The 15059-nt window shown below is 30.1% G+C and carries 12 protein-coding genes and 1 riboswitch; of the genes, 1 reads left to right on the top strand and 11 read right to left on the bottom strand.

Going from position 1 to position 15059, the window contains the following annotated elements:
• The 5 genes from secA to metK all read right to left on the bottom strand — a co-directional run bounded on the left by secA (position 1) and on the right by metK (position 8504).
• Positions 1-2673, bottom strand: coding sequence for a preprotein translocase subunit SecA (secA, locus tag VLM92_RS00760; RefSeq protein WP_325274443.1), 2673 nt, complete (start codon positions 2671-2673; stop codon positions 1-3).
• A 190-nt stretch (positions 2674-2863) separates the two neighbouring features.
• Complete coding sequence (gene hpf, locus VLM92_RS00755; RefSeq protein ID WP_325274442.1) at positions 2864-3415, bottom strand: ribosome hibernation-promoting factor, HPF/YfiA family; 552 nt, start codon at positions 3413-3415, stop codon at positions 2864-2866.
• Positions 3416-4148: 733 nt separating this feature from the next.
• Positions 4149-4931, bottom strand: coding sequence for a ComF family protein (locus VLM92_RS00750; RefSeq protein WP_325274441.1), 783 nt, complete (start codon positions 4929-4931; stop codon positions 4149-4151).
• Positions 4932-4933: 2 nt separating this feature from the next.
• The gene (locus VLM92_RS00745; RefSeq protein ID WP_325274440.1) at positions 4934-7156 is read right to left on the bottom strand and encodes an ATP-dependent RecD-like DNA helicase; all 2223 of its coding nucleotides are present in this window, start codon (positions 7154-7156) and stop codon (positions 4934-4936) included.
• A gap of 154 nt (positions 7157-7310) precedes the next feature.
• Entirely contained in the window at positions 7311-8504 is a 1194-nt protein-coding gene (gene metK / locus VLM92_RS00740; RefSeq protein ID WP_325274439.1) for a methionine adenosyltransferase, read from the bottom strand.
• A gap of 226 nt (positions 8505-8730) precedes the next feature.
• Positions 8731-8837: riboswitch (SAM riboswitch) on the bottom strand.
• 333 nt (positions 8838-9170) lie between these two features.
• Between metK and yyaC the strand changes: the two genes are divergently transcribed.
• Complete coding sequence (gene yyaC / locus VLM92_RS00735) at positions 9171-9680, top strand: spore protease YyaC (protein WP_325274438.1); 510 nt, start codon at positions 9171-9173, stop codon at positions 9678-9680.
• 197 nt (positions 9681-9877) lie between these two features.
• On the opposite strand, the gene fabZ is transcribed toward yyaC, so the two are convergent.
• The 6 genes from fabZ to murA all read right to left on the bottom strand — a co-directional run bounded on the left by fabZ (position 9878) and on the right by murA (position 15053).
• A complete protein-coding gene (gene fabZ / locus VLM92_RS00730; protein WP_325274437.1) occupies positions 9878-10306 on the bottom strand; it encodes a 3-hydroxyacyl-ACP dehydratase FabZ in 429 nt (142 codons plus the stop codon).
• Positions 10307-10321: 15 nt separating this feature from the next.
• A complete protein-coding gene (gene mreB, locus VLM92_RS00725; RefSeq protein ID WP_325274436.1) occupies positions 10322-11341 on the bottom strand; it encodes a rod shape-determining protein MreB in 1020 nt (339 codons plus the stop codon).
• A gap of 126 nt (positions 11342-11467) precedes the next feature.
• A complete protein-coding gene (gene spoIIID / locus VLM92_RS00720; protein WP_325274435.1) occupies positions 11468-11734 on the bottom strand; it encodes a sporulation transcriptional regulator SpoIIID in 267 nt (88 codons plus the stop codon).
• Positions 11735-11831: 97 nt separating this feature from the next.
• Positions 11832-12506, bottom strand: a complete 675-nt coding sequence (locus tag VLM92_RS00715) for a M23 family metallopeptidase (protein ID WP_325274434.1) — start codon at positions 12504-12506, stop codon at positions 11832-11834.
• A gap of 189 nt (positions 12507-12695) precedes the next feature.
• A complete protein-coding gene (gene spoIID / locus VLM92_RS00710) occupies positions 12696-13724 on the bottom strand; it encodes a stage II sporulation protein D (RefSeq protein ID WP_325274433.1) in 1029 nt (342 codons plus the stop codon).
• A 75-nt stretch (positions 13725-13799) separates the two neighbouring features.
• Positions 13800-15053 (bottom strand): UDP-N-acetylglucosamine 1-carboxyvinyltransferase, encoded by a 1254-nt coding sequence (gene murA, locus VLM92_RS00705; protein WP_325274432.1) that lies wholly within the window; start codon positions 15051-15053, stop codon positions 13800-13802.
• Between the last annotated feature and the right edge of the window lie 6 nt (positions 15054-15059).

Genomic DNA, 15059 nt, shown 5'->3' with positions numbered 1-15059 from the left:
TTATCTTCCACAACACTTTTTATATTTCTTTCCACTTCCACAAGGACATTCGTCATTTCTACCTATCGTATCATCTTTTTTAACAGTTTTATTTGCTGGTTCATCGTTTATATTAGATGATAGGTGATTAACATCTATAACTTGCTTTCTTTCTACAGGTTCTTCTATAGTTATATTGAATAAGTATCTTATCGTGTCTTCTTTAATATGCTTAGTCATTTCATCAAACATATCAAAACCTTCCATTTTATACGCAACTACTGGATCTTGTTGTCCTATTGCACGAAGTCCTATACCTTGACGTAATTGGTCCATAGCATCTATATGGTCTATCCAATGGTTATCAACTGATTGAAGTAATATTACTCTTTCTACTTCTCTCATTCTTTCTGAACCTATTCTTTCTTCTTTTGCATTATAAATTTTCATTGCTATTTCATAAACTGCTTCTATTATTTCTGCCGTATTAAGTTTTTCCATATCTGGTATTTCTATACTTCCCTTTGGCATAAATAAGTGATATAGATAATCTCTAAATCCATCTACATTAAATCCTTCTTCTTGAGTATATATATTTGCTGCATCTTCTATTAAAGAATGTATCATCCCTTGTATTTGTTCTTGTAAGTTTTCACCTTCTAATACACGTCTTCTTTCAGCGTATATTATTTCTCTTTGCTTATTCATAACATCATCGTATTGAAGTACGTGTTTTCTTATTCCGAAGTTTCTACCTTCTACCTTTTTCTGTGCACTTTCTATAGATTTAGTTAACATTTTATGCTCTATAGGCATGTCTTCCTCAAGACCTATTTTTTCTACTACTGTAGATATTCTATCACTTCCAAATAATCTCATAAGATCATCTTGTAATGATATATAGAATCTTGAACTACCTGGGTCACCTTGACGTCCTGCACGGCCTCTTAACTGATTATCTATTCTTCTAGATTCATGTCTTTCTGTACCTATTATAGCTAGCCCACCAGCTTTAACAACCTCAGCTTGCTCTTGTTCAATTTGTCCTTTATACTTTTTATATAATTTCTCGTATTCTGCTCTAGCTGCGAATAATTCTTCATTTCCTTCAACAGCTATTCCCTCTAAAGATGCATCTACTTTGTTTATTACCGACTCATCATATCCTAATCTCTTCATTTCTTTTTTAGTTAAAAATGTAGGATTCCCTCCTAATACTATGTCTGTACCACGGCCTGCCATATTAGTTGCTATAGTAACTGCACCTAATCTACCAGCTTGTGCTATTATCTCTGCTTCTTTATCATGATGCTTAGCATTTAGTACCTCATGCTTAACTCCTCTTCTTTTTAGAAGCTGTGATAATAGTTCCGAGTTTTCTATTGATACAGTACCTACAAGTATAGGTTGTTTATATGCATGTCTTTCTATTATATCTTCTGCAACTGCATTAAACTTACCTTTTTCATTTTTATATACTGCATCTGGTAAGTCTTGTCTTAATATTGGCTTATTTGTAGGAATTTGAACAACATCCATTTTATATATTGCTTTAAACTCTTCTTCTTCTGTTTTAGCTGTACCTGTCATCCCAGAAAGCTTATTGTACATTCTGAAATAATTTTGGAATGTAACAGTTGCTAAAGTTTTAGATTCTCTTTGTATTTTTAATCCTTCTTTAGCTTCTATTGCTTGATGTAATCCTTCTGAATATCTTCTACCAAACATAAGTCTTCCTGTAAATTCATCTACTATGATTATCTCTCCATCTTTAGATACATAATCAACATCACGCTTCATTATAATATGAGCTTTTAGAGCTTGATTTATATGATGATATAGTTCCATGTGAGCTACATCTGTTATATTTTCTACGTTAAAGTAAACCTCTGCCTTTTGTATTCCTGAGTCAGTTAAAGATACTGATTTTTGTTTTTCATCTAATTCATAATTTTCCGGTTTTAATGTTAATATAAAAGTATTAGCATCTCCATATAAATGAGTAGATTTATCACCAGGTCCAGATATTATCAGAGGAGTTCTAGCTTCATCTACAAGTATAGAATCTACCTCATCAACTATAGCATAGTTTAATTCTCTTTGAACCATTTGTTCTTTATGTATTACCATATTGTCTTTTAAGTAATCAAATCCATATTCGTTATTTGTTCCATAAGTTATGTCACATTGATATTGAGATCTTCTAACTTGAGGATTTTGGCCATGAACTATTACTCCTACTGTCATTCCAAGGAATTCATATACTTTACCCATTTGCTCTTTATCACGCTTTGCTAAGTAGTCATTTACTGTAACTACATGTACTCCTTTTCCTGTAAGAGCATTTAAATATACTGGTGCCGTTGCAACCAACGTCTTTCCTTCACCGGTCTTCATCTCTGCTATTCTACCTTGATGTAAAACAATACCACCTATAAGCTGTACTCTATAGTGTCTCATTCCCAGTACTCTTTTTGAAGCTTCTCTAACTACTGCAAAAGCTTCTGGTAATATGCTATCTATACTTTCTCCATTATTTAATCTTTCTTTGAATATGTCAGTCATATTCTTAAGCTCTTTATCTGACATAGATTCAAATTTAGGCTCTAAGGAATCTATTTCGTCAACTTTTTTATTAAACTTTTTTAATTCTTTTTTATCTGCCATGTTAAATAAATTATCTAAAAAACCCATGTTCAGCATCTCTCCTCGCGCATTTATTATACTATTATACATTTTACCATAAAAATAATATATTTAATATTGTATATTTGTCATTACAACTTCTATCTAAAAGCATGCTTTTTTTATGTAATATAATTTCATCTAAAAAAGCTATCGATAATTAAATTTATCGATAGCTTTTTAATTAATTTAAATTATCTTATTCATGCTCTATCATTCCGTATCCACCATTTCTACGCTTATATACTATAGAAATTTCATCTGTGTCTATATTTCTGAACATATAGAAATCATGTTCAATTAATTCCATTTGTAATACAGCCTCTTCAGCACTCATAGGTTTCATATCAAACTTTTTATTTCTTTCTATTACTATATCTAATTTATCATCTTCACCATCAAAGTCAGGTTCTACTTCTGATGAATTTTCTCCATGGAACCTTATACTTTCATGATTTTGATGTCTATCTTGTAATCTATTTTTATATCTTCTTAATTGTTTATTTAATTTATCATACACAACATCTATAGCTGCATATAGATTTTCTTCTATATCTTCAGCTCTAATTATTGGTCCACTTATAGGGATTACTGTTACTTCTATTTTCTGTCTAGCTTTTTTTGCACTAACCGTTACTTTTACTTCTGTTTCAGGATGAAGGTAGTAGTCTAATCTTCCGATTTTTTCTTCTATTGCACCTTTTATTCCGTCTGTTAGCTCCATTTGTTTTCCAGATATTATTATATTCATAAGAACATCTCCCTTCAGTTATAGCAGTATAAATTTTTTATACTTAATAATATATTCTATTTTAAATTATAGAATCCTTTATTTTTATTGTTAGCTTTTATAATTTATTATATTCAACTAAAATAAGATTAATTTCAAATTAATTTATGTATATTCTGTGTGGATTACTATCAACATCGTCCTTGTGGATAATGTGGATAGTTTTGTTAATAACTCATGTTTTTGTGTATTTAAAGCTATTTATACACATATATATATCCACAAATATCAACAACTCTTGTTATTAATTTGTGAATTAATGTCATAATTTCACACTTTATCTATCTTTTTATTGTAAAATTTTTTTATATATTTCATTTATATTTTATACATCCTGTTATTAAATATATAATTTATATGTTTTAATTATAAATATTTTTTATTAAGTATTTATAATTACGTTAATTTTTTACAATAAAAAAAGCACCTATAAAGGTACTTTAGGATATTTAGCTGACCTGGTTTTTGACCCCACACTCGCCTACTGGAGGGTTCGCTTGGGTTCGCCGCACTACTAGCTCTCTCGATTTTATACCGGTAGGTCTTACTTCTAAGCCGCACCATGATCATTAACCCAATTTTTAGTGTTAACTTACGTGGATCCCTTTGCCTGCGACTGGCTTGGACTTTCAACCACAGACCTAAATATCACTTATCCATTTTAATATTTTAAGATTAATATGTCAATAGAAAATTATTCCGTAACATAACAATCATTACTTCTTGTTAAGAATGTCATAATAAATATTTTACCTATACCATTTAGCTTAAGCAATTTAGATATTTCATTTACAGTTAATCCTGTTGTGAATATATCGTCTATAATAAGAATATCTTTATTTTTCAAATCATAGCTAGAATTTTTTAATATAAATACGTTTTTTAATTCTATTTTTCTTTCTTCCTTACTAAGTTTATATAATCTTCTTGTGTAATCTTTCCTATATATTTTATCTATGACAGGTAAATCCATCAATTCTCCTAAATATTTAGCTATCTTTTGAGCTTGGTTAAAACCTCTTTTTTTAAGACGCTTTTTGTGCAAAGGTACAAACAGTATATAATCGAATTTTATATTTTCTATTTCTAATTTTTCCTTCATTATATTAGCTATATACCTACTCATATAAGTCTTATTATTATATTTCAAGCCAAATATTATTTTTTTACTAAACTCAGTATATTCTATACAGGAGATCGCTTTATCAAAATAAAAACTTTTACTAAAGCAATAACTACATCCACTTATATCTTGTTTTTCCAAACAATGATTTATTATTGGCTTTCCACATTTAATGCAACCGTCCAATATAAAATTCAACTCCATAAAGCAACTTCTACACATTGAATATGTATTATTTTTATTTATAGGTTTATTACATATGATACAGCTTATATTCTCTGGATATATAAATTCTAAGAGTATATTAGTTATATTTTTAAATATGCTATACTTTTCATTTAAATAACTTTTCATATTTACTTAACTAAAAGCCCCTCTTCCTTAAACTTATTTAATTTATAATCTAGATTGGAATATCTATCATTTGTCCTATTATTTTTTATCATGTACTCTAAGTATTTTACATCCCCTACTAATACAACTAGTTTTTTAGCTCTTGTTACTGCTGTATATAATAAATTACGGCTAAGTAACATTGGAGGTGCCCAAGTTATAGGTATTACTACTACCGGAAACTCACTTCCTTGACTTTTATGTATAGTTGTACAAAAACTATGATCCAGTTCATCTAATTCATCATATTTATATGCAACTATTTTAACTTGATCAAATATTACATATATAGTTCTTTTATCTTTATCTATATGATATATATATCCAATGTCTCCATTATATATACCTTCTCCACTATCACTTCTATCTTCATTTTCCCACTTTTTAGTATAGTTATTTTTTATTTGCATAACCTTGTCACCAACTCTAAAAAGCCTTTTTTGAAAACTCTCTTCAACTTTAAATTTTTCAGATTTATTAAGGTATTTTTGTAATTCAATATTAAGATTAGTTACTCCTAAATCCCCTTTTCTCATTGATGAAAGTATTTGTATATCCTTTAATTTATCTAAATTATAAAATTGGGGTAATCTTTCATGTACTAGCCCAACTATTTCTTTTAGAATTTCTTCATTCGTTGTTTTTTTTATGAAAAAGAAATCCTTTCCCTTAGAATTTAAATGTAGCGGCTCTCCATTATTTATTTTATGGGCATTTACTACTATCATGCTCTCTTGAGCTTGTCTAAATATTTCATTTAATCTAACCACATTTATTACACTAGAATCAATCATATCCTTTAGTACATTTCCTGCCCCTACTGATGGTAGCTGGTCACTATCTCCAACTAATATTACTCTAGTACCTGGCTTTATTGCTCTTAGTAAGCTATACATAAGTAAAATATCTACCATAGATACCTCATCTATAATTATTACATCTGCTTTAATAGGCTCTTCTTCATTTTTCATAAACTGAAGTTCATCACTGTCAGTTGTATATCCCATTTCTAGTAGCCTATGTATAGTTTTAGCTTCTTTATCAGACGTTTCGCTCATCCTTTTTGCTGCTCTTCCCGTGGGAGCTGCTAGTACTACTTCTTGGTTATTATTTTCAAATATTTTTATTATAGTATTTATGGTTGTAGTTTTACCTGTTCCTGGACCGCCAGTTATTATTACTACTCCGCTTTCTATAGCTTCTTTAACTGCTAGTGCTTGATTCTCAGCTAATTTAATATTATCTTGTTCTTCTACAACTATGATTTCTTTTTCTATATCTATATTTAAATCTTTAAATTCGCATTGGGATAATTTTATTATTTGTTTACAAACTCCATTTTCAGATAAATAGTATGGGATTAAGTATATTAGATTTACTCCATTCATTTTCTCTATGTGAACTTTTTGGTCATATGCTAGTTCCATTATACAAGTTTCAACGATAGGTGATTTTACTTCTAATAATTTCACTGCCTCTTGTATTAAAATATGTTCAGGTAGGTAAGTATGTCCGCTACTTAAAGATTGATTTAATGCATACAAAATTCCTTGAGATACTCTATCTTTAGAATTTTTTTCTATTCCTATTTTGCTAGCTATATTATCAGCTATTTTAAACCCTATTCCTCTTATATCTTCGGCAAGTTTATACGGATTCTTATTTATAACATCAATGGCTTTATTTTTATATTTCTTATATATTTTCATACAATAATTAGGCGTAATTCCATATGGAGATAACTCTATAATTATGTTTCTAAGCTCTCTATTTTCTTCGTAACTTTTTACTATTTGATCTATTTTTTTACTTCCTATACCTTCTACTTCTTTTAATCTTTCTGGCGTATTTTGAATTATATCTAAAGTATTGACTCCAAACTTATCCACTATCCTCTTAGCCATTTTTTCACCTATGCCATGTATTATTCCTGATGATAAATACACATAAATTCCTTCTAGCGATGATGGCGTTACTGGCATAAATTTATTTACTTCAAATTGAGTTCCATAAGTTTTATGATTTATCCACTTACCTTCAACTTCTATACTTTCTCCTATAGATAGAGTTGGCATACATCCTACGATTACAACTTCATTCTCTGCATTTGCTAAATGAGCTATTGTATAACCATTATCTTCATTTTTAAATACTATATCACTTACCATTCCTTCTATTCTTTCCATACTTATTCTCCTACAACAAATAATATTTCTATCCTTCACTTAAGTTGTAATTATTATACCTTTTATATAAAATAAAATCACCCCTTAAAGTAATCTTTTACAGGTATTTTCCTGTTTATACTCTAAGGGGTTTAAATATTTAATATATCTTAAATTATTGTCCTAATGCTTCTTTTCTTAATAATTCTGCTTTATCAGTTTTTTCCCATGGTAAATCTATATCAACTCTTCCTAAGTGTCCATAAGCAGCTGTTTGCTTGTATATAGGTCTTCTTAATTCTAAGTCTCTTATTATTGCACCTGGTCTTAAATCAAAGTGCTTGTTTACTAATTCTACTAATACTTCTTGTGAAACTTTTCCTGTTCCAAAAGTATCTATAAATATTGATAATGGCTTAGCAACACCGATTGCGTAAGCTAATTCTATTTCACACTTATCTGCAAGTCCTGCAGCAACTATATTCTTAGCTACGTATCTTGCAGCATATGCAGCAGATCTATCAACTTTTGTTGGATCTTTCCCTGAGAATGCTCCTCCACCGTGTCTTGAGTATCCACCGTAAGTATCTATTATTATTTTTCTTCCTGTAAGACCAGTATCTCCTTGTGGTCCTCCTACAACGAATCTTCCTGTTGGGTTGATGTATATTATAGTTTCTTCATCAAGTAATTCTGCTGGTATAACAGCCTTTATAACATGTTCTATTAAATCTCTTCTTATTGTATCATTATCAACTTCTTCTCCATGTTGAGTTGATATAAGTATAGTATGAACTCTAACTATTTTAGCTCCATCATATTCAACTGTAACTTGAGTTTTTCCGTCTGGTCTTAAGTAATCTAATAATCCTGACTTTCTAACTTCAGTTAATCTTCTAGCTAATTTATGAGCTAATGATATTGGTAAAGGCATTAATTCTTCAGTTTCATTACAAGCAAAACCGAACATTATACCTTGGTCTCCAGCTCCTACTTTTTCTATTTCGTCTTCAGCTGTTGCACCTTCTCTATTTTCTAAAGCTTCGTCAACACCCATTGCTATATCTCCTGATTGTTCATCTATAGAAGTTATAACTGCACAAGTGTCACAGTCAAATCCATATTTAGCTCTATCATATCCTATTTCTCTTACTGTTTCTCTTACTAATTTAGGGATATCTACATAAGTATTTGTACTTATTTCACCTGCTACTAATACTAATCCTGTAGTAACTGTAGTTTCACAAGCTACTCTTGATAAAGGATCATTTGCTAATAATGCGTCTAATATTGAGTCTGATATTTGGTCACAGATTTTATCTGGATGCCCTTCTGTTACTGATTCCGACGTAAATAAATGTCTTGCCATCTTTTGTTTCCTCCTTAATTAATAACATATTATCTTATTTTAAATTTCATTTTGTATAAGCTTTTTTACTTATACTTTGAACAATCGTTTTTGCTTATAAAAACTAGTCTATTTTAAAATCTTAATTATATCTTAAAAAGCAATAGTTTAGTAATCATTATTGAATTAAAAAACCTCTTCTTATATAAGAAGAGGTTAATTAGTATATCAATACGTTAATTAACTAACCTCATCTATCAAGACCACATGGTCTTGTAGGATTTAGCACCTCTTTCCCTAATGGGTGGTTGCCGGGCTTCACAGGGCCTATCCCTCCGCCGCTCTTGATAAGGTAATCAAGAAAGTTATTAAGTTCTTAATGTTAAATGTCTCACTGGTTTATATATTACTATTTTTATAAAACTATGTCAATGATTTTTTATATTTATTTTTCATTTTTCAAATTTTGCCCATAATTTTGACTTTTTATATTTATTTTTCATTAGATATTAAAATTATAAACCTTAGAATTACTAGCTTTATATCTTTACTTCAATTTTTTTGCTTGTCTTATAAAACTAGATAGTATCCTATCTTAACTTAATTTCATATTATATCTTATCTACTCTAATATAGGTCTTTTTTAGACCGAAATTTCATATATTTCTTTTTAAGGGGGGTGTTCCTATGTATTTAGCCAAGGTAAATTATAAAAAAGAAAATGTTATTCAGGCATTAAGTTCAACACTTAAAGATTTAGTTGATGAGAACATAGTTGTGGTTTGTATAGGAACAGATCGGGCTATAGGTGATGCCCTTGGTCCTTTAGTTGGAACCATGCTAAATAATAGCGACTTTAAATACCCTGTTTACGGAACACTAGATAACCCTATTCATGCTTTAAATATATACGAATCTATTGAACATATCAAAACGACTCATCCAAATGGAAACTTCTTGGCTATAGATGCATGTTTAGGATCAAAAAGTAGTATAGGTAATATACAGATTAGAAAAGGTCCTATTCTTCCTGGAAAAGGTGTTGGAAAAAAACTCCCTCAAATAGGAAATTATTCTATTGTAGGAATTGTGGATAAGATAGATGAAAATAATAGGTTTTCTTTTAACAATGTAAGACTTAGCTTTATATTAGAGCTAGCAGAAATAATTTCATTAGCCTTATTACTTTCTACGTAAATTCTTTTTCCTATTTATATGAAGGATCAGCCTCGCACTATATTTTCACATAAACTTCTACTCTTTGTGCGAGCGTAGTTCCTTTGTTCACCTATTGACTTACATAGATTATTAGTTCCTTTTAATGAAAAATATTTTATAACTTCTAAATTTGTAAATTTCAAACAAAAAAAGTCCTATCACTAGGACTTTTTTGTTTACTTTTGAACAAGAGCAAACATTAACTCTGCACTACATGCAAGTTCTTCTCCAACAAAGGCCTTAGCTGTAGCTTTTCCAATATTTCTTCTTAAAGATATCATTTCTACTTCCATAGTTAATGTATCTCCGGGTCTAACTTCTTTTTTAAATCTAACTTTATCAATTCCTGCAAATACACCCAATTTTCCTTTATTCTCATCTATAGACATCATGGCTACACATCCAACTTGTGCCATAGCCTCTATAATTAAAACACCTGGCATTATAGGATAATCTGGAAAATGACCTTGGAAAAATGGCTCATTCACTGTAACATTTTTTATTCCTACTGCTCTTTTTCCTTCTTCTAACTCTATTACTTTATCTACTAATAAAAATGGATACCTATGTGGTATTAACTCTTTTATTTGATCTATGTTTAACATAAAAATACCTCCCTATTATCTTCTTTTAAAGGTACCTCCTGTTTCAAGCAAGTCTAAAGAACCTAGTGCACTTCCTGTTCCTTTAGCTACACAAGATAATGGATCTTCCGCTACTATAACTTTAATTCGTGTTCTTTCTTCTATTCTTTTATCTAATCCGTATAATAATGAACCTCCGCCTGTCATTATTATCCCTGCATCACTTATATCCGCAGCTAATTCTGGTGGTGTTTTTTCCAATACTGCAAGTGTCGTTATTACTATTTGCTCTGCACATTCATCAAGTGCATCTAACATTTCTGAAGAATTTATAGTTATAGATTCTGGTAATCCTGTAACTAAGTTTCTACCGCTTATTTTCATACTTTTTTCTTCTTCTCTCCTATATGCAGTACCTATTTCTATCTTTATTTTTTCAGCACTTCTTTCTCCGATAAGAAGGTTATGTTGTTTTCTCATATATCTTACTATGGCTTCGTCAAATCTATCTCCACCTATTTTTATAGATTCACTTACTACAGCTCCTCCTAAGGAAATTACAGCTATATCTGCTGTACCTCCACCTATATCTATAACCATACTTCCATTTGGTTTAGATATATCTACTCCTGCTCCTATGGCAGCAGCTATAGGTTCTTCTATAATATATACTTCTCTTGCTCCAGCTTGTCGTGTAGCTTCTTCTACAGCTCTTTTTTCTACTTCTGTAACTCCAGTTGGAACACATACCATTATTCTAGGCATAAAGAATCTTCCAAAACCTTTTTTGTCTACAACTTTGTTTATGAAATAATTAAGCATTTTTTCAGTTACATCATAATCCGAAATAACACCATCTCTCAATGGTCTTATAGCAACTATATTACCTGGCGTTCTACCTATCATCTTTCTAGCTTCTTCGCCTACTGCTAAAACAGACTTTGTCCTTTTTTCTATTGCTACAACAGATGGCTCTTCTAACACAATTCCTTTTCCGCTAACATATACAAGTACATTAGCAGTTCCCAAGTCTATACCTATATCAGCTCTCGCCATTTTTCCAACTCCTTTTGTATTATATTCTATATTTAAACGATTCATTATTTTTTGCAAAACACTCCTATAATACAAAATATACAAAAACATTGTTTTAGTCAAGAATAATATAAAAAAATGTAGGTTTTAACCTACATCTTTTTTTAAATCTTTCTCATATTTAAGCTTAGTAGCCATGCCTCCTCTTATGTGTCTTTCAGATTTATTCTTTTCTAAAACCATTTTAACTTCTTTAGCTAAATATGGATTTATTTCCTCTAATCGTTCTGTTACATCTTTGTGAATCGTACTTTTACTCACTCCGAATGTTTTCGCTGTTTGACGTACAGTGGTGTTTTTTTCTAGTATATATTTTGCTACAACGATTGCTCGTTCCTCTATATGAGATCTCAAGACTTCCCCTCCTCACATACTAGCCTTAATCATATATATGTGAGCTTACAAAAAAATATAACAGACTTAATCAAATTTGATTAAGTCTGTTATATTTTTATTTCATTAAACTCATTGGATCTATTGCTTCTTTTCCTTTAAATGCTTCTATATGTACATGAGTTCCTTCTTCACTTTCGACTGTAGATGTATCTCCTACAATACCTAGAGATTCACCTTCTTTAACTTCTTGGCCTTTTTTAACTTTAATTTTTTCACCTAAGTTAGAGTATACTACCATAATATCATTATCACTTTTAACTTTTACTGACATTCCATAAGCATCATCTTTAAATACATCAACTACTTTTCCTGTTAATAAAGATTTTATCTCTTGCCCTTTATCATTACTCACATCTAAACCTTTGTGTATTTCCCATACGTTTAATGTTTTTGAATAACTAGGTTCTTTATCTGAGTATTCTCTTGTAACTTGTTTTCCTAAGAAATTTAATTTAGAGTCACTTTCTTTTTGTTTTTCCTTTTCTTTAGCTTGTTGTAAGTTTTGTTCTGAATCCGTTGTAGTTGGAACGGCATCATTATTTTCTTTCTTTATTAAATGCAATTCGTCATCATTTTTGCTATTGTTATCAGTATTATTTACAAATCCATTATTAGAGGCTAACTCATCTACATTGTTCTTTGTAAACCAAACTCCTCCAACTGCTACTAAGCAAATACATGCAAATAATGCTAAGTAAAAACCATCTCTCTCTAATAGCTTTTTCTTCATACAGCACCTCCAAATATATTTATGTATTTATATTGTTATCTTTAATTTCTATTTTTATACAATTTATGTTTTTTTTTGAAATTTTATATATAGAAGCTCTGTTTAATTTATTTACTATGTTTATAATACAAAAATAAACTCTATAACTTATATTAGATAATATAAGTTATAGAGTTTATTTTTTCTATATTAATATAAGTCATTTATTTGAGTTCCTGTATAATAATGAGCTAATATTTCATAATATTTATATCCTTCTTCAGCCATACCTTCTGCTCCCCATTGACTCATTCCTACACCATGCCCATATCCCTTTACTATAAAATCTAGGTAATTGTCATTGAAGATTATATCAAAATTAGCTGAATTTAGATTTAGTATACTTCTTACATCAGTTCCTTTAATTTCTTTATTACCTATCTTTATTTTTTCTACAGAACCTGCATCACTTGTTTCAAGTATCTTAATTTGGCTACTTAAATTATTCTCACTTATTTGTATACCACCGTAGCTTCTTTTTAAAGTATTTACGAAGTCTTTGTTACTAATTTTTAATGTAGATACATATTTAGGTGAATAATTTTTATCATAAGGACTATCAACTGACTTTAGATACGGCTGCGATTGTGAAAATACTTCTTCACAATTTTCTGTTTTACCTGATGATGTTGAGAAATATAAAGTAAGTATTGGCTCATTATCATAAGTTATAATATTCCCTTTAGTTTCTTTTACAGCTCTTTGAATTTTAGAATATGAATTTTTCATCCATTCACTTCCATTTTTTTTCTTCAATTCCTCATAGCTTTTATATTCTTGACAATGTCTATAATCAGTACAAACTACAGCATCTTTATGTTTACTTGAATTTCCTTGTTTTTGTTTATACATTACAAAAGTTCTAGCTGCTACAGCTTGAGCCTTAAGAGCTTCTATATTAAATTCTGTAGACATTTCTCCTGCTACTACACCACACAAATATTCTTCAATATCCATTTGCTGAGTTTTACCTAATTTATGATTATATACATTTATAATTGGTGATTTTTTATCTACTTTTTGATAATTTATCACTTTATTTACATTCTCACTTATAACGGTCTTTTTATGATTTTGAGGTGTTGCCTCTATCCCATCATAAGATACTATACTTATGAGTATAGGTATAGTTATAGAACAAGCCACTATACTTGCCAAAACTACTAACGGGTTCTTCATATACTTTTCCTCCTTGGTTTAATCCTTGTCCTTAAAGTATATGAACAACCCTGTTCTTTTAGCACTACTATTTTTTTAGTCTTCTACTATTCTTATATTTCCGCCTAATGCAGTTATTTTATTATCTATATCTACATAACCTCTTTGTATATGATATATTTCTCCTATTTGAGTTTCTCCCTCAGCTATAAGCCCACATAATATAAGCGCAGCTCCTGCTCTTAAATCTGTTGCATTAACTTTAGCACCATGTAATTTTTGTACTCCGTTAACGATAGCACTCTTTCCTTCTATTTTTATGTTAGCTCCCATTCTATTGAACTCAGCAACATGCATAAATCTATTTTCAAATACTGTTTCTGTAACTACACCTGTTCCATTAGCTATTGTAAGCATTGCCATAAATTGAGCTTGGACATCCGTTGGGAATCCTGGATGCGGTAAAGTTTTTATATCTATTGGTTTTAATATTTCTGGTCCTATTACTCTAACAGCATTATCCATTTCTACTATTTCACAACCAGCTTCTTTTAACTTAGCTACTACTGGCTTTAAGTGTTCCAGTAGTACGTTTTCTACAGTTATATCACCTTTTGTCATAGCTGCTGCAACCATATACGTAGCTGCTTCTATTCTATCAGGTATTACTGTATGTTCTGCACCTTTTAATTCTTTCACACCTTTTATCTTTATAGTGTTTGTTCCTGCACCTTTTATGTTAGCGCCCATTTCATTTAAAAAGTTAGCTAAATCTACTATTTCTGGTTCTTCTGCTGCATTTTCTATTATTGTAGTTCCTTCTGCAAGAGCAGCTGCCATCATTATATTTTCAGTAGCTCCAACTGACGGGAAATCTAAGTATAACTTAGCTCCTGTTAATCCCTTCGTTGTAGCTTCTACAAATCCATGATCCATTTCTACCGTAGCACCTAGATACTTAAATCCTTTTAAGTGTAAATCTATAGGTCTCGTTCCTATAGCACAACCTCCTGGCATAGATATCTTAGTATGATTAAATCTTGCAAGTAACGGTCCCATAACTAAAAAAGATGCTCTCATCTTTCTTACAAGCTCATATGGAGCCTCACATGTAGTTATGTTACTCGCATCTACTGTTAATGTATTATCTGTATAATCTACTTCTGCTCCTAAGTGTCTTAATAAATCAGATATAACATGCACATCTCTTAAATTAGGTACACATTTTATAGTAGACTTTCCGTTAGCTAGCAAAGTTGCTGCTATGATTGGTAATACTGCATTTTTTGCTCCATCTATTTTAACACTACCTTTAAGTGGGTTACTCTTCTTAACTAATATTTTTGACATCTCATT

Origin of the sequence: Romboutsia sp., from assembly GCF_035470145.1 — a bacterium.
GTDB lineage: Bacteria > Bacillota > Clostridia > Peptostreptococcales > Peptostreptococcaceae > Romboutsia_D.
This window is presented reverse-complemented; position numbering and strand designations above follow the sequence as displayed.

What these genes read in the sequence shown, in the direction of transcription:
- metK (WP_325274439.1), bottom strand. Translation starts at nt 8,504, where the DNA reads ATGGCAAGACATTTATTTACGTCGGAATCAGTAACAGAAGGGCATCCA.
- hpf (WP_325274442.1), bottom strand. Translation starts at nt 3,415, where the DNA reads ATGAATATAATAATATCTGGAAAACAAATGGAGCTAACAGACGGAATA.
- secA (WP_325274443.1), bottom strand. Translation starts at nt 2,673, where the DNA reads ATGGGTTTTTTAGATAATTTATTTAACATGGCAGATAAAAAAGAATTA.
- yyaC (WP_325274438.1), top strand. Translation starts at nt 9,171, where the DNA reads ATGTATTTAGCCAAGGTAAATTATAAAAAAGAAAATGTTATTCAGGCA.
- murA (WP_325274432.1), bottom strand. Translation starts at nt 15,053, where the DNA reads ATGTCAAAAATATTAGTTAAGAAGAGTAACCCACTTAAAGGTAGTGTT.
- mreB (WP_325274436.1), bottom strand. Translation starts at nt 11,341, where the DNA reads ATGGCGAGAGCTGATATAGGTATAGACTTGGGAACTGCTAATGTACTT.
- VLM92_RS00745 (WP_325274440.1), bottom strand. Translation starts at nt 7,156, where the DNA reads ATGGAAAGAATAGAAGGAATGGTAAGTGATATAGTATTTAAAAATGAA.
- fabZ (WP_325274437.1), bottom strand. Translation starts at nt 10,306, where the DNA reads ATGTTAAACATAGATCAAATAAAAGAGTTAATACCACATAGGTATCCA.
- VLM92_RS00715 (WP_325274434.1), bottom strand. Translation starts at nt 12,506, where the DNA reads ATGAAGAAAAAGCTATTAGAGAGAGATGGTTTTTACTTAGCATTATTT.
- VLM92_RS00750 (WP_325274441.1), bottom strand. Translation starts at nt 4,931, where the DNA reads ATGAAAAGTTATTTAAATGAAAAGTATAGCATATTTAAAAATATAACT.
- spoIID (WP_325274433.1), bottom strand. Translation starts at nt 13,724, where the DNA reads ATGAAGAACCCGTTAGTAGTTTTGGCAAGTATAGTGGCTTGTTCTATA.